Annotated in this window: 16 protein-coding genes; 12 read left to right on the top strand and 4 right to left on the bottom strand. The window is 70.0% G+C overall.

Translation table 11 applies throughout. From position 1 onward, the window contains the following. The first annotated feature begins 146 nt into the window (after nucleotides 1-146). On the top strand, nucleotides 147-563 hold the full coding sequence (locus ABZW60_RS15640) for an SRPBCC family protein (protein WP_355477230.1): 417 nt from the start codon (nucleotides 147-149) through the stop codon (nucleotides 561-563). A 38-nt stretch (nucleotides 564-601) separates the two neighbouring features. On the opposite strand, the gene ABZW60_RS15635 is transcribed toward ABZW60_RS15640, so the two are convergent. Continuing rightward, the gene (locus ABZW60_RS15635) at nucleotides 602-1,573 is read right to left on the bottom strand and encodes a type IV toxin-antitoxin system AbiEi family antitoxin domain-containing protein (protein ID WP_355477228.1); all 972 of its coding nucleotides are present in this window, start codon (nucleotides 1,571-1,573) and stop codon (nucleotides 602-604) included. A 149-nt stretch (nucleotides 1,574-1,722) separates the two neighbouring features. On the opposite strand from ABZW60_RS15635, the gene ABZW60_RS15630 reads away from it, so the two are divergent. The 8 genes from ABZW60_RS15630 (at nucleotide 1,723) to ABZW60_RS15595 (ending at nucleotide 10,003) form a co-directional block, all read left to right on the top strand. Then, complete coding sequence (locus tag ABZW60_RS15630) at nucleotides 1,723-2,628, top strand: TatD family hydrolase (RefSeq protein WP_355477227.1); 906 nt, start codon at nucleotides 1,723-1,725, stop codon at nucleotides 2,626-2,628. Next, the gene (locus ABZW60_RS15625; RefSeq protein ID WP_355477225.1) at nucleotides 2,628-3,050 is read left to right on the top strand and encodes a hypothetical protein; all 423 of its coding nucleotides are present in this window, start codon (nucleotides 2,628-2,630) and stop codon (nucleotides 3,048-3,050) included. Before ABZW60_RS15630 ends, ABZW60_RS15625 begins: the two co-directional genes overlap by 1 nt. Beyond that, complete coding sequence (locus ABZW60_RS15620) at nucleotides 3,047-4,162, top strand: hypothetical protein (protein WP_355477223.1); 1,116 nt, start codon at nucleotides 3,047-3,049, stop codon at nucleotides 4,160-4,162. Before ABZW60_RS15625 ends, ABZW60_RS15620 begins: the two co-directional genes overlap by 4 nt. 21 nt (nucleotides 4,163-4,183) lie before the next feature. Beyond that, nucleotides 4,184-4,798: a nitroreductase family protein gene (locus ABZW60_RS15615; protein WP_355477221.1), complete on the top strand. Its 615-nt coding sequence runs from the start codon at nucleotides 4,184-4,186 to the stop codon at nucleotides 4,796-4,798. A 214-nt stretch (nucleotides 4,799-5,012) separates the two neighbouring features. Then, nucleotides 5,013-6,137, top strand: a complete 1,125-nt coding sequence (locus ABZW60_RS15610) for a transglycosylase family protein (RefSeq protein ID WP_355477219.1) — start codon at nucleotides 5,013-5,015, stop codon at nucleotides 6,135-6,137. A 72-nt stretch (nucleotides 6,138-6,209) separates the two neighbouring features. Beyond that, entirely contained in the window at nucleotides 6,210-7,031 is an 822-nt protein-coding gene (gene rsmA, locus ABZW60_RS15605) for a 16S rRNA (adenine(1518)-N(6)/adenine(1519)-N(6))-dimethyltransferase RsmA (RefSeq protein ID WP_355477217.1), read from the top strand. Between the two features lie 18 nt (nucleotides 7,032-7,049). Next, the gene (locus ABZW60_RS15600) at nucleotides 7,050-7,982 is read left to right on the top strand and encodes a 4-(cytidine 5'-diphospho)-2-C-methyl-D-erythritol kinase (RefSeq protein WP_355477216.1); all 933 of its coding nucleotides are present in this window, start codon (nucleotides 7,050-7,052) and stop codon (nucleotides 7,980-7,982) included. 146 nt (nucleotides 7,983-8,128) lie between these two features. Next, complete coding sequence (locus tag ABZW60_RS15595) at nucleotides 8,129-10,003, top strand: translation factor GTPase family protein (RefSeq protein WP_355477214.1); 1,875 nt, start codon at nucleotides 8,129-8,131, stop codon at nucleotides 10,001-10,003. A 7-nt stretch (nucleotides 10,004-10,010) separates the two neighbouring features. On the opposite strand, the gene ABZW60_RS15590 is transcribed toward ABZW60_RS15595, so the two are convergent. Further along, a complete protein-coding gene (locus ABZW60_RS15590; protein WP_355477212.1) occupies nucleotides 10,011-10,859 on the bottom strand; it encodes a fructosamine kinase family protein in 849 nt (282 codons plus the stop codon). A gap of 49 nt (nucleotides 10,860-10,908) precedes the next feature. On the opposite strand from ABZW60_RS15590, the gene ABZW60_RS15585 reads away from it, so the two are divergent. Further along, entirely contained in the window at nucleotides 10,909-12,729 is a 1,821-nt protein-coding gene (locus tag ABZW60_RS15585; protein ID WP_355477210.1) for an ABC-F family ATP-binding cassette domain-containing protein, read from the top strand. Between the two features lie 442 nt (nucleotides 12,730-13,171). Here ABZW60_RS15585 and ABZW60_RS15580 read toward each other — a convergent pair whose 3' ends face one another. After that, nucleotides 13,172-13,669 carry a MarR family transcriptional regulator gene (locus ABZW60_RS15580; RefSeq protein WP_355477208.1) on the bottom strand — a complete coding sequence of 166 codons (498 nt, stop codon included), beginning with the start codon at nucleotides 13,667-13,669 and terminating at the stop codon, nucleotides 13,172-13,174. 97 nt (nucleotides 13,670-13,766) lie between these two features. Here ABZW60_RS15580 and ABZW60_RS15575 point away from each other — a divergent pair, with 97 nt between their 5' ends. Together ABZW60_RS15575 and ABZW60_RS15570 are read left to right on the top strand one after the other, a co-directional pair. Next, nucleotides 13,767-14,546 carry a methyltransferase domain-containing protein gene (locus tag ABZW60_RS15575; protein WP_355477206.1) on the top strand — a complete coding sequence of 260 codons (780 nt, stop codon included), beginning with the start codon at nucleotides 13,767-13,769 and terminating at the stop codon, nucleotides 14,544-14,546. A 2-nt stretch (nucleotides 14,547-14,548) separates the two neighbouring features. Then, nucleotides 14,549-14,896 (top strand): VOC family protein, encoded by a 348-nt coding sequence (locus tag ABZW60_RS15570; RefSeq protein ID WP_355477204.1) that lies wholly within the window; start codon nucleotides 14,549-14,551, stop codon nucleotides 14,894-14,896. A 148-nt stretch (nucleotides 14,897-15,044) separates the two neighbouring features. Here the strand turns inward: ABZW60_RS15570 and ABZW60_RS15565 are convergent, their stop codons facing one another. After that, entirely contained in the window at nucleotides 15,045-17,507 is a 2,463-nt protein-coding gene (locus ABZW60_RS15565; RefSeq protein WP_355477202.1) for an ABC transporter permease, read from the bottom strand.

Here is a 17,507-nt window from a genome sequence, read left to right as displayed (position 1 = left end):
GGGCGAAACCTCGCTGCAAGCTACTGTCCGCCGCCCACCCGGCGACATGGCCCCGAATGCTGACTTCCTGCACGATCCGGCTGTCGCTTTTCTCCAAGCGCATGCGGGCGGGGAACCGTACGGTCAGGGGGAGAGAGGAGTTCACGATGACTGGGTATGTGGCCGTGGCCGAGATCGACATCGACGCGCCGGCGGCGCGGGTGTGGGACGTGCTGACGAGTGCCGACCAGCTGAAGAAGCTGTGGTTCGGCGCCGAGGTGGAGACGGACTGGAAGGTGGGCAGCCCGATCACCTGGACCGGCGACTGGGAGGGCAAGCCCTACCAGGACAAGGGCGAGATCCTCGAGGTCGAGCCCGGGCGCCTGCTGAAACTCACCCACTTCAGCCCACTCACCGGCCAGGCCGACAGACCGGAGAACTACCACACCCTCACCTACACCCTGACCGGCGACACCCACCTGAAACTCGAGCAGGACAACAACGCGAGCGAGGACGAGGCCAAGCACTCCCAAGAGATGTGGGAGATGCTGGTAGCCAAGGTCAAGCAGGCAGCGGAAGCGTAGGCAGCGCTCAAATGGCTGGTTGTTTCACTGCTGGCGGTCTACAACCCGCCAGCAGTGAAACAGCCCGTCAGTGGGCCAGAGCGAGCGATCGCTCTGCGGAGCCGGGTGAGGAGTGCTGCGGGGGTTGAGAGATCGGTTCGGGTGACGCGGACGACCTGGTAGCCGAGGTCGCGGAGGCGGTCCTCGCGGACCTTTTCGGCGATCAACGCCTTGGTGTTCCGGTCGCCGTACTTGACCGCTCCGTCGAACTCGACGATCACGCCGTACTGCGTGAACAGGAAGTCGACCCGGGCCACGAACGCTCCGTCACCGTCGCGGATCTCCGCCTGCGGCAGGGGTGCCGGCAGGCCTAGTTCTGCGAGAAGTACGCGGAGGTGCGACTCGCCGACCGACTCGGCCCGTTCGTCGCCGAATCGGACCGCCCAGATGGCCGTACGGATACCGCGGCGCCTGGCGAACGGCGCGAGGGCGTCCAGCAACTGCTGCGGCGTCGCGATCCGCAACCGAAGCGCCTGGTCCACGACCGAAACCGCCACCGCGCGACCGGTTGCACGAATTGTCTCGACGACGGCTCGCGCCGGAAGGACCGTTCTCACGCCGTCCAGCTCGCACACCGAATCCACCGGCGGGCGGGCCGCATGCTGGCACACCGAAGCGCCGGACCGGCCGGCACCGAGCATCCGGGTCACGTGCACACGGCGCAGGTCCAGCTCAGAGACCCGTACGCCGTGCAGGAGCAACGCTGACTGATGGCTCACCACACCCCGCCCGCCCAGACGCTCGTACACCGCTCGCGCAGTACACACATGAAGCCAAGCCGCCTGCTCCCAGGGTGGCATCGCCTCGACGACGGCGTCCCGCTCCGCATACGCACCGCGGGTGATGTGCATCAGGCGGCCGGACGCGACGTACCTGCGCAGATCGGCATCGGAGTACCCGGCAACAATCGCGTCTCGCCGGGCAAACCACCCACCGCGCTCGGCAGCCACCCTTCTCAGCTCTGTATTCACGTCCCAGAAGATGCCGCGTCCGGGCCGCCGATCCGCCGGCGATTTCCCGCCTGTGGACAGCTGACCGGTAGCAGCTTGTTTCACCGCTGGCGTGCTGCAACCCGCCAGTGGTGAAAGACGGGGGTAGGAGACTCAGTAATCTGGCTCGCATGGGTGACGGTGTGCAGAGGCCTACTCGGGAACGGGCTGCGGTGGGGGAGGACGGGCGGTCCCGGGACCGGAGCCGGCCGGCGGTGCCGGATCCGTTGCCGATGAGCGTGGTCGACGCGCACTGCCATCTCGACATCGCCGACGGCGAGGACGGGGACTGGCTGAGCCCGGCGGAGGCGATCCGGCTGGCGTCGTCGGTCGGCGTCACCCGGATCGTCCAGGTGGGGTGCGACCTGCCGGGCGCGGCGTGGGCGGTCGAGGCCGCCGCGCAGTACCCGAACCTGATCGCCGGCGTCGCCCTGCACCCGAACGAGGCCCCGAAGCTGAAGGCGGCCGGCGAGCTGGACAGCGCGCTGGCCGAGATCGAGCGGCTCGCGTCGAGCTCGGACAAGGTCCGGGTGATCGGCGAGACCGGGCTGGACTACTTCCGCACCGGGGAGGACGGGCAGGCCGCGCAGCACGAGTCGTTCGCCGCGCACATCGAGCTGGCGAAGCGGCTGGACAAGACGCTGATGATCCACGACCGGGACGCGCACGACGACATCCTGCGCATCCTGGACCGCGAAGGCGTGCCGGACCGGCTGGTGATGCACTGCTTCTCCGGCGACACCGAGTTCGCCCGCGAGTGCGTGAACCGCGGCGCGTACCTGAGCTTCGCCGGCGTCGTCACGTTCAAGAACGCCCAGTCCCTGCGCGACGCCCTGGCCGTCACCCCTCTCGACCGCATCCTCGTCGAGACCGACGCCCCGTACCTGACCCCGTCGCCGTACCGCGGCAAGCCGAACGCGTCGTACCTGATCCCGCACACGGTCCGCAAGATGGCCGACGTCCTCAACATCTCCGTCCCCGAACTCTGCGCAGCCCTCAACGACAACGCGAACCGCGCCTTCGGAGGGCATTGGTAATGGTCGACTACGACGACGTGGATGCAGAGGTGCTCGCTCTTGCCGACTCACTGCAAGGGGCCGACGAAGCCACCGTGGCCGCCGAGGTCGACCGCTTGAAGGCGTTGGCGGAACAGATCACCGACGACCGGTCCCGCGAGCTGGCGGTGATCAGAGCGGGGAAGCTGCCCGAGTTGATCAGCGGCCCGCAGCCGGGCACCAGCCCGCAGTACTGGCGTGCCTCCACGCTGTTGGCGCAGGTGCTCAGTGACCACGGCTCGGCCGCGGACCAGATCGCCCACGCCGAACGCGTGAAGGCCGAGATCGGTGAACTTGCCCGGCAGGCGCCCCGGCGCGAGTCCATGACGATCCTGCGGATGAACTCGACCTTGATGCGGCTGATCGAGCGTCGGCGGCGCGAGAGCCAGGACGCGGGCTCGTGACCGGCGAAGCCGAGGTCCCGCCGGATTCCTGGGAGTACCGGCTGGTGGCCGCGGTGGTCTACGCGGTCGAGCAGCGGGTCGGCGGTGCCGCTCGAACGCGCTGGAACGGGCGGGTGGCCGCGGAGGAGGATCCGGACTTCGTCGGCTTGGCCGAGGAGGACGGCAGCCTCTCGCTCTCGATCGCCAACGTTCTGGAGCCTCTGCGCAGGGCTCGCGACCTCGATCGGCCGTTGACCGACGACGAGGCGTTCGACCTTCGTGAGGCGATGGCGACGCTGACTCACGAGGCCGCACACCTGGTCGCCGGGTACGGCGACGAGGAGGCGCCGGATGCCTATCCGTACGACGCCGCGGCCGAGGCGTTCAACGAGGGCCGCACCGAGCACTGGACCCATCGCAACCTCGACAACATCGTCCGCGACGTCTTCTCCGACGCGGGGCTGGAGAAGGCCGAGGTGGCGGTACTGTCCCAGCCGAACGACGATGCATACGCCGCGTACACCCCGGCCGCCCGGTATCTGGACCAGGCCCTCGCGAGCCGCGGCGGGTTGACCAGTGCCGAGGTCACCCAGAGGCTGATGTGCGCCGACGACCTCCAACGGTGGAACGTCGCGGTCGACCTGGTGATCGACGAGCGCCTCGTGAAGACCGGGCTGATGCCCGAAGCGCATCGCGCCGAGGTGCGGAAGGAGCTGGTCGCTCCGTTACGTGACTCGCTCACCGATCTGGTCGCCGTCGAGGCTGACGAGTCGTTGGGAGACGCGCAGAAGTCTGCCGAATCCCTGAAAGCAGCCCAGAACGCGGTCGCCGAACTGGACCACGAGCTCAATCGCATCGAACGCAAGTATCGCGTCGAGAACGCGCAACGTGCGCAGCAGCAAGCGAACCGACCGGCGTCGCGGCGCACTCAGGCTGTTCGCCAGGCCCAGCAGCACCTGCCGCCGGACCTCAGACGCCTACGGGCCGCGACAGCTGGTCAGGCTCCGGCGGCCGGCGCGACCAGCCGATCGGCAGGCGTCACCGACCCTGCGCAATCGGCACCCTCCGACGGCTCCCGCGGGCAACAGCCCCAGCGACGGCCGTCCGGTCCGCGCACGCCGGGGATCGGCTGAGGGGCCTGATAGACAGGGCTCATGGAGTTCAGTGAGGTTGTGCGGCGGCGGCGGATGGTGCGGAACTATGACGCGGAGCGGCCGGTTTCCGCCGAGGTGCGGGAGCGGATCCTGGAGAACGGGTTGCGGGCGCCGTCGGGTGGGTTCAGTCAGGGGTGGGCGTTCCTCACGCTGGAGGGGGAGGACCGCGAGCGGTACTGGGGGATCGCGGCCGAGGATCCGGACGAGAAGTATGTGGAATGGATCACACGGCTGCGCCGCGCGCCGCTGCTGATCCTGGCCTTCGCGCACAAGGACGCGTACCTCGATCGGTACACCGAACCGGACAAGGGCTGGACCGACCGCGACGAGGGTCGCTGGACCGCGCCGTACTGGTACGTCGACACCGGGATGGCGGTGCTGCTGATGTTGCAGACGGTCGTCGACGAAGGCCTGGGAGCCTGCTTTTTCGGGCCTCCCGCGGACAAGGCGGGCCGGTTGCTCAAGGAGTTCGGGGTCCCGGACGGGTTCGATCTGGTCGGGGTGCTGTCGGTCGGTCACCGGGCCCCGGACAAGCGCTCGCCGTCACTGAAACGGGGGCGCCGGACGACCGCCGAAGTGGTCCATCGGGGGCAGTGGGGCCATCACGCGGTGTAAGGGCCCCGTTACACCTTTTTACGACTCGCCGACCAGGGGATTGGCACTTCCGCATCTTCTTCGTTATGGTCCCGTGATGTTGGCCGGGATCGGGGAAGATTCCGGACGGCACAACCCCTCGGCGGGATCAGGGGCTCCGGGCAGCCAGTCCGGCGTTCGTGATCGGCCTGTGCTGTCCCACCCCGTGCCCGGGTAGCCCTACCTGGGAGCGTTAGTGCGTAAGTCCATCATCGTGGCCGTCGGTGCGACGGCCGCGTTTGCTGTCGCGGGTGGCTCCGCGGCGTATGCCGCGAAGAGCAAGACCGTCAGCCTCTCCGTCGACGGCCAGGTGCGGAAGGTGCACACCTTCGGCTCCACCGTGGCAGACGCCCTGAAGGCCGAGAAGGTTCAGATCGGTGAGCACGACCTCGTCGCGCCCGGTGTGGACTCCAAGCTGAAGGACGGCCAGGAGATCGCCGTGCAGTACGGGCGGCAGCTGACCGTGAACGCCGACGGCGCCAAGAAGGCCTACTGGACCACGGCCGACAGCGTCAACGAGGCGCTCGCCGACCTGGGTCTGCGGTACGACGGGGCCCAGCTGTCCACCAGCCGGAGCGCGCCACTGGGCCGCCAGGGGCTGGAGCTGACCGTCACCACGCCGAAGACCGTGCAGATCGTGCACCTGGGCAAGACCGTGACGATCAAGTCGCTGGCCGGCACCGTCGGTCAGGCCCTGACCGAGGCGAAGCTCCGCTGGGACGCCGACGACCGGATCACCCCGGCCGCCGCGACCCCGCTGAAGGCCGGCGTCAACAAGGTCGGTTTCGTGCAGGTCCTGCAGAAGACCGTCACCAAGACCGAGGCGGTCGCGCACGGCACCGACGAGACCAAGTCGGCGACGCTCGAGGTCGGCACCAAGAAGACCACCGTCAAGGGCGCCAACGGCTCCAAGGCCGTGACGTACCTGTACACCTACCTGGACGGCAAGCTGTCGACCACGAAGGTCGTGGGGTCGAAGCTGGTGACCAAGGCGGTCGACGAGCAGATCCTGGTCGGCACCAAGCCGAAGCCGGAGGAGCCCACGGTCACCACCGAGACGGACACGCCGTCGACCGGTGACACGAGCGCCTGGGACCGGATCGCCGAGTGCGAGTCCGGCGGCAACTGGTCGATCGACAGCGGCAACGGGTACTACGGCGGTCTGCAGTTCGACCACGGCACCTGGGCGGCCTACGGCGGTACGGCGTACGCCAACAACGCCAACGGTGCGTCGAAGGCGCAGCAGATCGCGATCGCGGAGAAGGTCAAGGCCGACCGCGGCGGCTACGGCGCGTGGCCGGTGTGTGGCAAGCGCGCGTAGTGAAAGACTGACGGGGTGACCTCGTCGGATTCATCCACCTCAGCCGGACCGAGACTGCTCGGTCCGGCTGATGTGCGTTCACTGGCCGCCTCGCTCGGGGTCCGCCCGACGAAGCAGCGCGGCCAGAACTTCGTCATCGACCCGAACACGGTCCGCCGGATCGTCCGGGCCGCGGAGCTGTCCGCCGGCGAGACCGTGCTGGAGATCGGGCCGGGGCTCGGGTCGCTGACGCTGGCGCTGCTCGCGGACGGTCACCGGGTCACCGCGGTCGAGATCGACCCGCTGCTCGCGCGGGCGCTGCCGTCGACCGTCGCGTCGTACGCGCCGCAGCAGGCCGATCGCCTGAGCGTGGTCGAGGCGGACGCGATGGATGTCGGCCCGGCCGAGATCGGTGCGCCGACCGCCTGCGTGGCGAACCTGCCGTACAACGTCGCCGTCCCGGTGCTGCTGCATCTGCTCGAGGTCTCGGACTCGCTGCGGCACGGTCTGGTGATGGTGCAGTCCGAGGTCGCGGACCGGCTGGCCGCCGGGCCGGGCTCGCGGACGTACGGCGTCCCGTCGGCGAAGGCCGCCTGGTACGCCGACGTGCGGCGCGCCGGGCCGATCGGGCGGAACGTGTTCTGGCCGGCACCGAATGTGGACTCCGGGCTGGTCGCGTTCGAGCGCCGGGACCCGCCGGTGACGGCGGCGAGCCGCGAGGAGGTGTTCGCGGTGATCGAGGCCGCGTTCTCGCAGCGGCGCAAGACGATCCGGTCCGCGCTGGCCCGCTGGATGCCGGACCGCGAACGCCTCGACGAGGCGCTCGCCGCCGCCGGGATCGACCCGCGGGTGCGCGGCGAGATGCTGGGGATCACAGAGTTCGCGACCCTCGCCGGTGCGGCACGGACTGGGTGAGGCACTAGCCTGTCCGACGTGCCACCTTCTGCTGAGGTCACGGTGCGGGCGCCGGCCAAGATCAATCTGGGTCTGTCGGTCGGTCCGCCGCGACCGGACGGGTTCCACCCGGTCGCCACGGTGTACCAGGCCGTTGCCCTCTACGACGACGTGACCGCGGTCGTGCGCGACGACGACGGCGGGATCTCGGTCGAGATCGCCGGGGACTTCGCGGACGACGTACCGACCGACGAGACGAACCTGGCGGTCCGGGCGGCACAGTTGCTGCAGGCGGAGTACGACGTCGACGAGGGTGTCGACCTGACGATCCGCAAGACGATCCCGGTGGCCGGCGGGATGGCCGGCGGATCGACCGACGCCGCGGCGACGCTGGTGGCGTGCAACCGGCTGTGGGGCCTGCAGCTGACCCAGACCGAGCTGCAGCACCACGCCGCCGAGCTCGGCAGCGACGTTCCGTTCTGCCTGGTCGGCCACACGGCGCTCGGCCAGGGGCGCGGCGAGCAGGTCACCGAGGTGATGTCCCGCGGGACGTTCCACTGGGTGTTCGCGATCGCCGACGGCGGGCTGTCCACACCGGAGGTGTACCGCGAGCTGGACCGGATGCGCCCGTTGCGGCGCGTCGAGGCGCCGCAGGTCCGACCGGAGCTGATGTCGGCGCTGCTGTCCGGTCAGCCCGGCGCACTCGCCGTTGCGCTCAGCAACGACCTTCAGGCGGCCGCGCTGTCGCTGCGGCCGGAGCTGGGCGACACGCTCCAGTTCGGCCTCGACCAGGGCGCGCTGGCCGCTCAGGTCTCGGGCTCCGGCCCGACCTGCCTCTTCCTCGCCGCCGACAGCCGCAGCGCCGTCGACCTGGCCGTCGAACTCGCCGAGTCCGGCCGCTGCCGCATGGTCCGCCAGGCCGAGGGCCCGGTGCCGGGCGCCCGGATCCTGCCGGCCATCATCAGCCGCTAGAAATTCGCTCGTCCCCGGGCCCGGACGGTGTTACCGTCCGGGAGTCCTCATCGACAGACAGGAGACCGGGATGCGCCGCGGATCGATCCACCCCATGGGTACTGATCGCTTCGACGCATTCGCGAGGACTCTTGAACTCTCTGACGATGGGTATTGTGGCGCATGTCGACGCCGGTAAGACCAGCCTGACCGAGCGGCTGCTGTACGCCGCCGGCGTGATCGACCGGGTCGGTCGGGTCGACGACGGGAACACGCAGACCGACTCGATGGATCTCGAGCGGAAACGGGGTATCACGATCCGCTCGGCGGTGGTGTCGTTCGCGCTCGGCGACCTGCCGGTGAACCTGATCGACACGCCCGGACACTCGGATTTCATCGCCGAGGTCGAGCGCGCCCTGTCCGTCCTGGACGGCGCGGTGCTGGTGCTGTCCGCGGTCGAGGGCGTCCAGCCGCAGACGCGGCTGCTGATGCGCACGCTGCTCCGGCTGCGGATCCCGACGCTGCTGTTCGTGAACAAGATCGACCGGGTCGGCGCGCGGTACGACGAGTTGCTCGCCGACATCCGGCGGCTGCTGACCCCGTCCGCCGTACCGATGGCGACCGTCACCGACCTGGGGACCCGCACGGCCTCCGTGGAACTGCTGACGGTGCAGCGCCCGGAGCTCGCCGAGATTCTTGCCGAGCGCAACGACTCGTTCCTGGAGTCGTATCTCGAGGACGCCGCGGTGGACCAGGCGGCCGAGCTGCGCCGGCAGGTCGGGGCCGCGCAGGTGCACCCGGTGTACTTCGGGTCGGCGATGACCGGCACCGGCGTACCGGAGCTGATCGAGGGGATCCGCACATGGTTGCCGCGCGCAACTGGATCGCCGGGCGACGAGCTGCGGGCACGGGTGTTCAAGGTCGAGCGCGGCGCGGCGGGCCAGAAGGTCGCGTCGGCGCGGGTGGTCAGCGGGACGCTGGCCGCGCGGACGCCGGTCGCGGTGCACCCCGTGGACGGCCCGGAGTACCAGGTGCGGCCGAGCGTGGTCGAGGTGTTCGCGAACGGCGCGCGTCGGTCCGTCGAGCGGGTCGAGGCCGGGCAGATCGTCGCGCTGCGGGGGCTGAAGAGCATCCGGATCGGCGACCAGCTCGGGGTCCGGACGGCGCAGGTCGGGCGGCTGTTCGCGCCGCCGACGCTGGAGACCGTGGTGAGCGCGCGGGACCGGGTGAAGCTGTTCCAGGCGCTGACGCAGCTCGCCGAGCAGGACCCGCTGATCCGGGTCCGGAAGGCCGACGAGCTGACCGTGAGCCTGTACGGCGAGGTGCAGAAGGAGGTGATCGCGTCGCTGCTGGAGTCGGAGTACGGCGTCCAGGTCAGCTTCAGCGAGACGACGCCGATCCACGTCGAGCGGCTGATCGGCGTCGGCGCGGCGACCCGCGAGATCACCGAGGGGCCGTGGCTGGCCGGTGTCGGCTTCCGGGTCTCACCGGGCGGCAACGGGCTCGAGTACACCCTGGAGGTGGAGCTCGGCGGGCTGCCGCGGGCGTTCCACACCGCGATCGAGGAGACGGTCCGGCAGACGCTTCACCAGGGGCTGTTCGGGTGGGAGATCCCGGACATCCGGGTCGCGCTGACGCATACGGCGTACGACAGCGCGGGTACGGCGGCGGCCGATTTCCGCAGGCTGGTGCCGGTCATCCTGATGCAAGCGATCGCCGAGGCCGGTACGACGGTCCTCGAGCCGGTGAACCACTTCGAGCTCGACGTCCCGCCGGACACCGTCTCGCGCGTCCTGGCCCACGTCGCCGAGCATCGCGGCGTCCTCAGCCAGGCGACCGACTCCCACCTGGAAGGCACGATTCCGGCGGCGACCACGCACGCCTTCGAGTCCCAGATCCCCACCCTCACCCACGGCGAAGGCCTCCTCACCACGTCCTTCCACACCTACACCCCGGTCTCCGGCCCCGCCCCGATCCGCAGGCGCACGGACGGCAACCCCCTCAACGAGAAGCAGTACGTCCTGCACCTCAACCAGTCGTGAGCTGGGGTCAGGCGTACTGCTTGAGGATCGCCGAGATCTCGGTGACGGTTTCGGCCCGGTCGGGCCAGTGGGCTGTGATGCAGAGGAGCTCCCGGAGGTGCAGGAGGAGAAGGCGGGTGCGCCAGCCGGGAGCGAGGGGATGGACTTCCTCGTAGGCGTCGAAGAACGTCTCGGACAGCTGGCCGTAGATGAGGAGCGTGGCGATGTCCGCCTCGGGCCAGCCGTAGTGGACGGCCGGGTCGATCATCCCGGGGCCGCCGTCGCCCGCGGGCAGCAGGTTGCCGTGCCACAGGTCGCCGTGGAGCAGGGACGGGGGCTGGGCGGGCACGAGGTCGACCAGGTTGCCGGCGATGCGCTCGAGGCGGCGGCGATCGTCGGCGGGGAGCTGGTTGTGGCAGTTCGGCTCCTCCAGGTAGCGCAGGAGCCGGTGCTCGGCGAAGAACGCGTGCCCGTCGCTCGTCCACGGGTTCCGCTGGGGCAGCGTGCCCAGGTAGTTGTCCTGGTGGTACCCGAACTTGTCCGCGGTCTGCTGGTGCTGCACCGCCAGCGCCCGCCCGGCGTCCTCCCAGTACGTCGGCGACGGTTCCGCCGTACCGAGGTCGGACAGGACGATGTACGAGGGCGTCACGCGGAGCACCTCGGGGACGGCGAACCCGCCGGGTGCCCGGAGCGCGTCGAGGCCGTCGGCTTCCAGCGCGTACAGGTCCTCGGGCAGGTTGTCCTGGGTCTTCACGACCACCGATTCGCCCCGCGACGTCCGCACCCGGAACGTCCTGCTGGCGTACCCGCCTTCGAGCGGATCGGCGGCGATCGGGTCGCCGAGGGACAGGCCGTCGAGCCAGGCGGAGGTCAGCACCTGGACGATCCTGGCACGGGTTCCGCGGTCAGCTACCCTTGGGCGCGTTATGGCGGCACCTAACTTGGTCAATCTGGAAGCTGTTTCGAAGGGCTTCGGGACCCGCACACTGCTCGACTCGGTCAGTCTCGGCGTAGGCCGTGGTGAGCGGATCGGCGTGGTCGGGCGCAACGGCGACGGCAAGTCGACGCTCCTGCAGGTCCTCGCCCGGCGTGCGGAGCCCGATGGCGGCCGGATCACCCACAACCGCGACCTCAGGCTCGGATATCTCGGGCAGAGCGACGACCTCGACCCGGACCAGACCGTGCTGCACGCGGTCCTCGGCGACGTCGAGACCTACACCTGGGCGGCCGATCCGCGGGCACGCTCGGTGATGGAGCATCTGCTCGGTGAGGTCGACCACCAGGCACGCGTCGGCAGCCTGAGTGGTGGTGAGCGCCGGCGGGCGTCGCTCGCCAGGCTGCTGCTGACCGAGGTCGATCTGCTGATCCTCGACGAGCCGACCAACCACCTCGACATCGAGGCGGTCAGCTGGCTCGCCGAGCACGTCGTGGACCGGGCGGGCGCGCTGATCGTGGTCACCCACGACCGCTGGTTCCTGGACGCGGTCTGCACCGACACCTGGGAGGTGCAGGGCGGCCGCGTCACGTCGTACGACGGCGGGTACGCGGCGTACGTGCTCGCCAAGGCCGAGCGGGCCCGGACCGCGCAGGTCACCGAGACCAAGCGGCAGAATCTCCTGCAGAAGGAGCTCGCCTGGCTGCGCCGGGGCGCGCCGGCTCGGACCAGCAAGCCCAAGTTCCGGATCGAGGCCGCGAACGCGCTGATCGCCGACGTGCCGCCGCCGCGGGACAAGCTCGCGCTGTCGCAGCTGGCGACCGCGCGGCTCGGCAAGGACGTCTTCGACGTCGAGGACGTGAGCCTCAGCTTCGGGGCGCGGACGATGCTCGACCACGTCACGTTCCGGCTCGGCCCGGCCGACCGGATCGGGCTGCTCGGGCCGAACGGCGCCGGCAAGACCACGTTCCTCAAGGTCCTCACCGGGCAGCTCGCGCCGGACCGCGGCCGGGTGAAGCAGGGCAAGACGGTCCGGATCGCGAACCTGTCGCAGACCCTCGACGAGGTCGACGGCACGGTCACCGTCCTCGACCACATCACCGCGATCCGCCGGACGGCGGCGCTGGCCGGGCGGGGCGGTGAGCTGACGTCGTCGCAGCTGCTCGAGCGGTTCGGGTTCACCGGTGACAAGCTGACGACCCGGATCTCGGACCTGTCCGGCGGTGAGCGGCGCCGGCTGCAACTGCTGCGGATCCTGCTCGACGAACCGAACGTGCTGATCCTGGACGAGCCGACCAACGACCTGGACGTCGAGACGCTGACCGTGCTGGAGGATTTCCTCGACAGCTGGCCGGGCGTCGTCGTCACCGTCACCCACGACCGGTACTTCCTGGAGCGGGTCAGCGACATGGTTTACGCGATCATGGGCGACGGCCGGGTCCGGCATCTGCCGCGCGGTGTCGAGCAGTATCTCCAGGAACTCGCCGCCGGAATTCCGCGGCGGGCGGCGTCAAATGCGTTGACACCGGCCGGCGGGATGTCCAGCAATTCGGCGGCCGCGGAAAATGGTCAAGTGATTGAAAGTCCGATCGCTGACGCGGCAGCGGCCCGGGCGGCGAAGAAGGAGCTGAACCGGATCGAGCGGCAGCTCAGCAAGCTCACCGAGGCCGAGGCGAAGCTGCACGACCAGCTGGCCGCGAGTGCGAGTGACTACGAGCGGCTCGCCGAACTGGACGCCGAGCTGCGTAAGCTCGCCGACGAGCGCGGCGAACTGGAAACCGCCTGGTTCGAAGCGGCGGAGCGCGCCGAGTAGCTGAGCCCCGGAACCCGCCGAGGAGCAGGGTTTCCGCGTGCAACAGCAGGGCATGCGAGCCGCGGCGCCCCCTCCGATCCCCTGTGATTCGGAGGGGTGCGCCGAGCTCCTGGGTGAGCGGGCCCCGTGCCGGCCGGCGTTGTTCGGGCCCCGAGCCCCGGACACCGCGCGGCCACTTTCGGCGGACCACCTCTTGCCGCCGAAGTCACCGTGTTCTGACATTTTGTAGTCGATCAGCCACCGACGGTGACGACCCTAGTAGTGGGCCCAGCCAGTGTCGATAGTCGACGGCTACAGCAATCTCTCGATCTCGTTGCAACTAGCAACGATCGGGGCGGGGTGGAAGTGACGGGTCGTCTTTTCGGATAATTCCGGCGTTATTTCGGCCGGGCTTTGTCCATACGAACGCGCCGCTTTCCGGGTGGTTACCGACCGGTTGTTTTCAGTGCTTTTCGAGGTCGAACGGGCGGACCAGTTCCCGCAGTGCGCGGGCGATCTTCTGCTGGTCGCGGTCGCTGAGGCCGCCGAGCAGCGTGCGCTCGTGGGCGAGCAGGTCGGCCATCGCGGCGTCGACCTTGTCGCGGCCGGCGGGGGTCAGTTGTACGAGCACGCCGCGGCGGTCGTTCGGGTCCGGGAGGCGCTCGACCAGGCCGCGGGCTGCCAGCCGGTCCACCCGGTTCGTCATCGTGCCGGACGTGACCAGGGTTTCCTTGAGCAGCCGGCCGGGAGACAGTTGGTACGGCGTACCCGCCCGGCGGAGTGCTGTGAGGACGTCGAACTCCCACGACTCCAGGCCGTGGCTGCCGAACGCCTGGCTGCGGGCCCGGTCGAGGTGCCGCGCCAGCCGGCTGACCCGGGACAGCACCTGCATCGGCGCCACGTCGAGGTCGGGGCGCTCGCGCCGCCAGGCCTCGATCAGCCGATCGACCTCGTCCTCCATGGGTCGAGAGTACTCATCAAGACTCTTGACATCAAGACAAGTGCCGAGGTTAGAGTATCTCGACATCAAGATAAATTGCAGCAGAGAGGTGCATCCCATGCGCACGTCACCGGTGTGGAGTCCCGAGCAGTACGGCACGTACGCCGACGAGCGCGCCCGGCCGTTCCGGGACCTGGTCGAGCGGGTCCGGGCGACCGGCGTACGGTCCGTGGTCGACCTCGGGTGCGGGCCCGGCGCGTTGACCGCGACGCTGCGTCAGGTCTGGCCGGAGGCCCGGATCCGCGGCGTCGACAGCTCCCCGCAGATGCTCGAGGCCGCCGCGCAGTACGCCGACGATCAGCTGAGCTTCGAGCTCGGCGACGTCCGCGAGTGGAGCGGGGCGGACATCGACGTGATCGTCACCAACGCGACGCTGCAATGGGTGCCCGAGCAGCTCGACCTGCTGCCCGGGTTCGTCCGGGCGCTGCGCCCCGGCGGATGGCTGGCGATCCAGATCCCGGGTAACGGTGACGCGCCGTCGCACGCGATCCTGCGCGAGTTGGCCGGCACACCGCCGTACGCCGAGTACGCGAAGGACGCGTCGCTGCGGCCCGACGTCCCCGGTCCGGCGGAGTACGTCGACGCGCTCAGCGCCGAAGGCTGCGTGGTGGACGCGTGGGAGACGACGTACTTCCACCTGCTGTCCGGCGACAACGCCGTGCTGGAGTGGGTGAAGGGGACCGGTGCTCGGCCGGTGCTGCAGTCGCTGCCGGACGATGTGCGGGTGCGGTTCGAGGCGGAGTACGGCGCGCGGCTGGCGGAGGCGTATCCGCAGAAGGACTACGGGACGCTGCTGCCGTTCCGCCGGATCTTCGCGGTCGCGCAGAAGAAGGGCTGACGATGCGACTCGATCATGTGCAGGTCTCGTGCCCGCCGGGCGGCGAAGACGTGGCGCGAGCGTTCTACCGCGACGCGCTCGGGATGACCGAGGTGGAGAAGCCGGAGCTGCTCAAGCCGCGCGGCGGGTGCTGGTTCCGGGCCGGCGCGGCGGAGATCCACATCGGCGTGGAGGAGGGGTTCACGCCGGCGAAGAAGGCGCATCCGGCTCTGGCCGTCGACGACCTGGACGCGCTGGCCACGAGGCTGACTGACCTGGGCTATCCCGTGACCTGGGACAACGAGACGATCCCGGGCCGCCGGCGCTTCCACACCAAGGACGGCCACGGGAACCGGGTCGAGATCGTCTGACGAGGACCGCTCGACAGGAGGTGTCCCGGTGTGCGCGGCGCATTCACGCTCACGTGAGCGCCCGGCGCCGGCCGATCGGGCGACACCTCCTGTCCTCCTGCACCCCTAGCGGCTCGCCCGGCCCCCTCAAGCCGGGCGAGCCGCCGGCTTATTCGGTCGCCAGTGCGCCGGCCGGGGCGACCTTGGCCGCGCGGCGGGCGGGCAGCACCGAGGCGAGCAGGCCCGCGACCGCGGCCACCGCGGCGATCGCGATCAGCAGCGTCCCGGGGACGGCGTACTCCACGCCGCCGTCGACCGTCTGGCCGCCCATCAGCGCGCTCGTCCCGGACCAGCCGTAGATCAGGCCGAGCACGATCCCGAGACCGGCCGCGACCAGCGCCATCAGCAACGACTCGACCGCGAGCATTCGGCGCAGCTGGCGGCGGGACAGCCCCATCGCCCGCAGCAGCGCGTTCTCCCTGGTCCGCTCCAGCACCGACAGGCTCAGGGTGTTGCCGACGCCGACGAGCGCGATCAGCACCGAGACTCCGAGCAGACCGACCCCGACGATCAGCAGCACGTCGAAGATCTTCGTGTAGCTGGTCCGCTCCGCCAGCCCGCCGTCGACCGACAGCTCCTTGACGGTCGGGATCGACTGCTGCACGGCGTCGATCACGTCCGAGCCGTCCGCCTTCGGGTCCGAGGCCAGCCAGAACCCGGTCACCGGCGCGCTCGGCGCCAGCTTCGCGAGATCCGTCGAGGCGACCGTGATCGGGTCGAGTCCGTTGGCCCGCTGGACCGTGACGGTCAGCTTGTGCTGCCCCGACACGATCGTCAGGGGACTCCCGTCCTCGACGTTCAGCATCGCCATCGTCGGGCGGTCGAGCAACGCCGTGCCCGGCTTGAGCTGGGACGCCAGCGCCGGGTTGTGGATCACCGAGCCGGCCGCGGCCGCGTCGATGCCGGTGACCTCGACCTCCTGGCCGCCGGACTTGACCAGCAGCTTGCTGACCGGGACGACCTGGGTGATGCCCTTGATGTCGCGGAGCTGCTGCTCGGCGCTGGCCGGCATCTTCTCCTGGTACGTCGTGACCATCAGATCGACCGGGTACTGCCCGTCCATCGACACGTCGAACGTCTTGCGGACCGAGGCGATCCCGACACAGGTCAGGCTGATCAGTGTCACGCCGATGAGCAGGGCCGACGTCGTGGCCGCCGTGCGCTTCGGGTTGCGGATGGCGTTCGCGACCGCGAGCCGGGCGGGTACGCCGCCGCCGCGGGCGGGGAGCGCACCGATCAGGCGGATCAGCGCCGGCACCAGCAGCGAGCCGATCGCGAGCACACCCAGGAACGAGAGTGCGCCGCCGGCGACCCCGATCAGGACGTCCTGCAGTACAGCGCCGCCCGCCAGCAGCGCACCGCCGCCGGCCAGGAGCAGGAAGCCCAGGATCAACCGCAGCAGACCGGCCTTGCTCGCGGCCGCCGGGGCGACCTCGGGCCGGAGCGCGGCCAAGGGCGCCACCTTGGTAGCGCGGCGGGCCGGTACGACGGCTGCCAGCAGTGTGACGGCGATGCCCAGGAGCAGCGGCAGGAACACCGACAACAGGTCGAGATGCAGCGGGAGCGGCGGGATCCCCCAGTCGAACTCGCGGGACAGCGCCAGACCCAGCGCGGACAGCGCGACGCCGAACACGACACCGATCGCGGACGCGACCGCACCGACCACGGCGGCCTCGGCGAGCACCGACGTGAACACCTGCCGCCGGGACGCGCCGACGCAGCGCAGCAGCGCCATCTCGCGGGTGCGCTGGGCGATCACGATCGTGAACGTGTTGCCGATCACCAGGCAGGCGACGAACAGCGCGATCACCGCGAACATGCCGAACACGCCGCCGAGGACGTCGATCCCGTTCGTCCAGCTCTTCACCTCGTGGTCGATGAACGCCTCACCGGTGAACGTCTGCACGCCCTTCGACACCGCGGCCCGGGTGGCGTCGGCGAGCTGTTGCTGGGTGACGCCGGGCTTCGCGGCGAGCGCGATCGCGCGGGTGTACGCGCCCGGGTCGAAGATCTTGACCGCGGCCGGGGTCGCGACCGCGGAGGCGGTGCCGACGTACTTCGAGTCGTCCAGCAGCCCGACGACGGTGACGGTCCAGGACTTGCCGTCGTACGAGCTGATCCGCAGCGTCTGGCCGACGGTGACCTTGTGCTTGGTGGCGGTCCTGGCCGGCAACGCGATCTCGTTCGTTGCGGCTGGCAACCGTCCCGCGGAGGTGCCGGGCCCGGCGATCCTGGAGCTGTCGTACAGCGCGTCGATCGGGACCGTGGTCGGGCGGACCAGGTCGGCGAACGCGACCTCCATGTAGGCGGTGGTCAGCGTGACGACCGACGCGGCCTGCGAGACCTTCTGCGCCTTCGCGATGTCGTCGGGGGAGATGGTCGACGAGTCCGGGGCGACGACCGCGTCGACACCCTTGTACTGCGCGCCGATCGTCGCGTCGACGCCGTGCGACGCCGACGAGTGCACGATCATCGCCAGGGAGCCGAAACCGACCCCGAGCACGATCGCCAGGCAGGCGGCGATCAGGCGGCCCAGGTGGGCGCGCAGGGAGGAGAGGAGCGAGCGTCGCAC

The sequence above is a fragment of the Kribbella sp. NPDC003557 genome (genome assembly GCF_040610805.1).
Lineage (GTDB): Bacteria > Actinomycetota > Actinomycetes > Propionibacteriales > Kribbellaceae > Kribbella.
The sequence above is the reverse complement of the archived record's forward strand: the minus strand, read 5'-3'. Positions and strand labels throughout refer to the sequence as shown.

Bases quoted from the DNA above. Each gene is read 5' to 3' on its own strand.
- ABZW60_RS15640 (WP_355477230.1), top strand. From the start codon at position 147: ATGACTGGGTATGTGGCCGTGGCCGAGATCGACATCGACGCGCCGGCG.
- ABZW60_RS15630 (WP_355477227.1), top strand. From the start codon at position 1,723: ATGGGTGACGGTGTGCAGAGGCCTACTCGGGAACGGGCTGCGGTGGGG.
- ABZW60_RS15625 (WP_355477225.1), top strand. From the start codon at position 2,628: ATGGTCGACTACGACGACGTGGATGCAGAGGTGCTCGCTCTTGCCGAC.
- ABZW60_RS15615 (WP_355477221.1), top strand. From the start codon at position 4,184: ATGGAGTTCAGTGAGGTTGTGCGGCGGCGGCGGATGGTGCGGAACTAT.
- ABZW60_RS15595 (WP_355477214.1), top strand. From the start codon at position 8,129: ATGGGTATTGTGGCGCATGTCGACGCCGGTAAGACCAGCCTGACCGAG.
- ABZW60_RS15585 (WP_355477210.1), top strand. From the start codon at position 10,909: ATGGCGGCACCTAACTTGGTCAATCTGGAAGCTGTTTCGAAGGGCTTC.
- ABZW60_RS15580 (WP_355477208.1), bottom strand. From the start codon at position 13,669: ATGGAGGACGAGGTCGATCGGCTGATCGAGGCCTGGCGGCGCGAGCGC.
- ABZW60_RS15575 (WP_355477206.1), top strand. From the start codon at position 13,767: ATGCGCACGTCACCGGTGTGGAGTCCCGAGCAGTACGGCACGTACGCC.
- ABZW60_RS15570 (WP_355477204.1), top strand. From the start codon at position 14,549: ATGCGACTCGATCATGTGCAGGTCTCGTGCCCGCCGGGCGGCGAAGAC.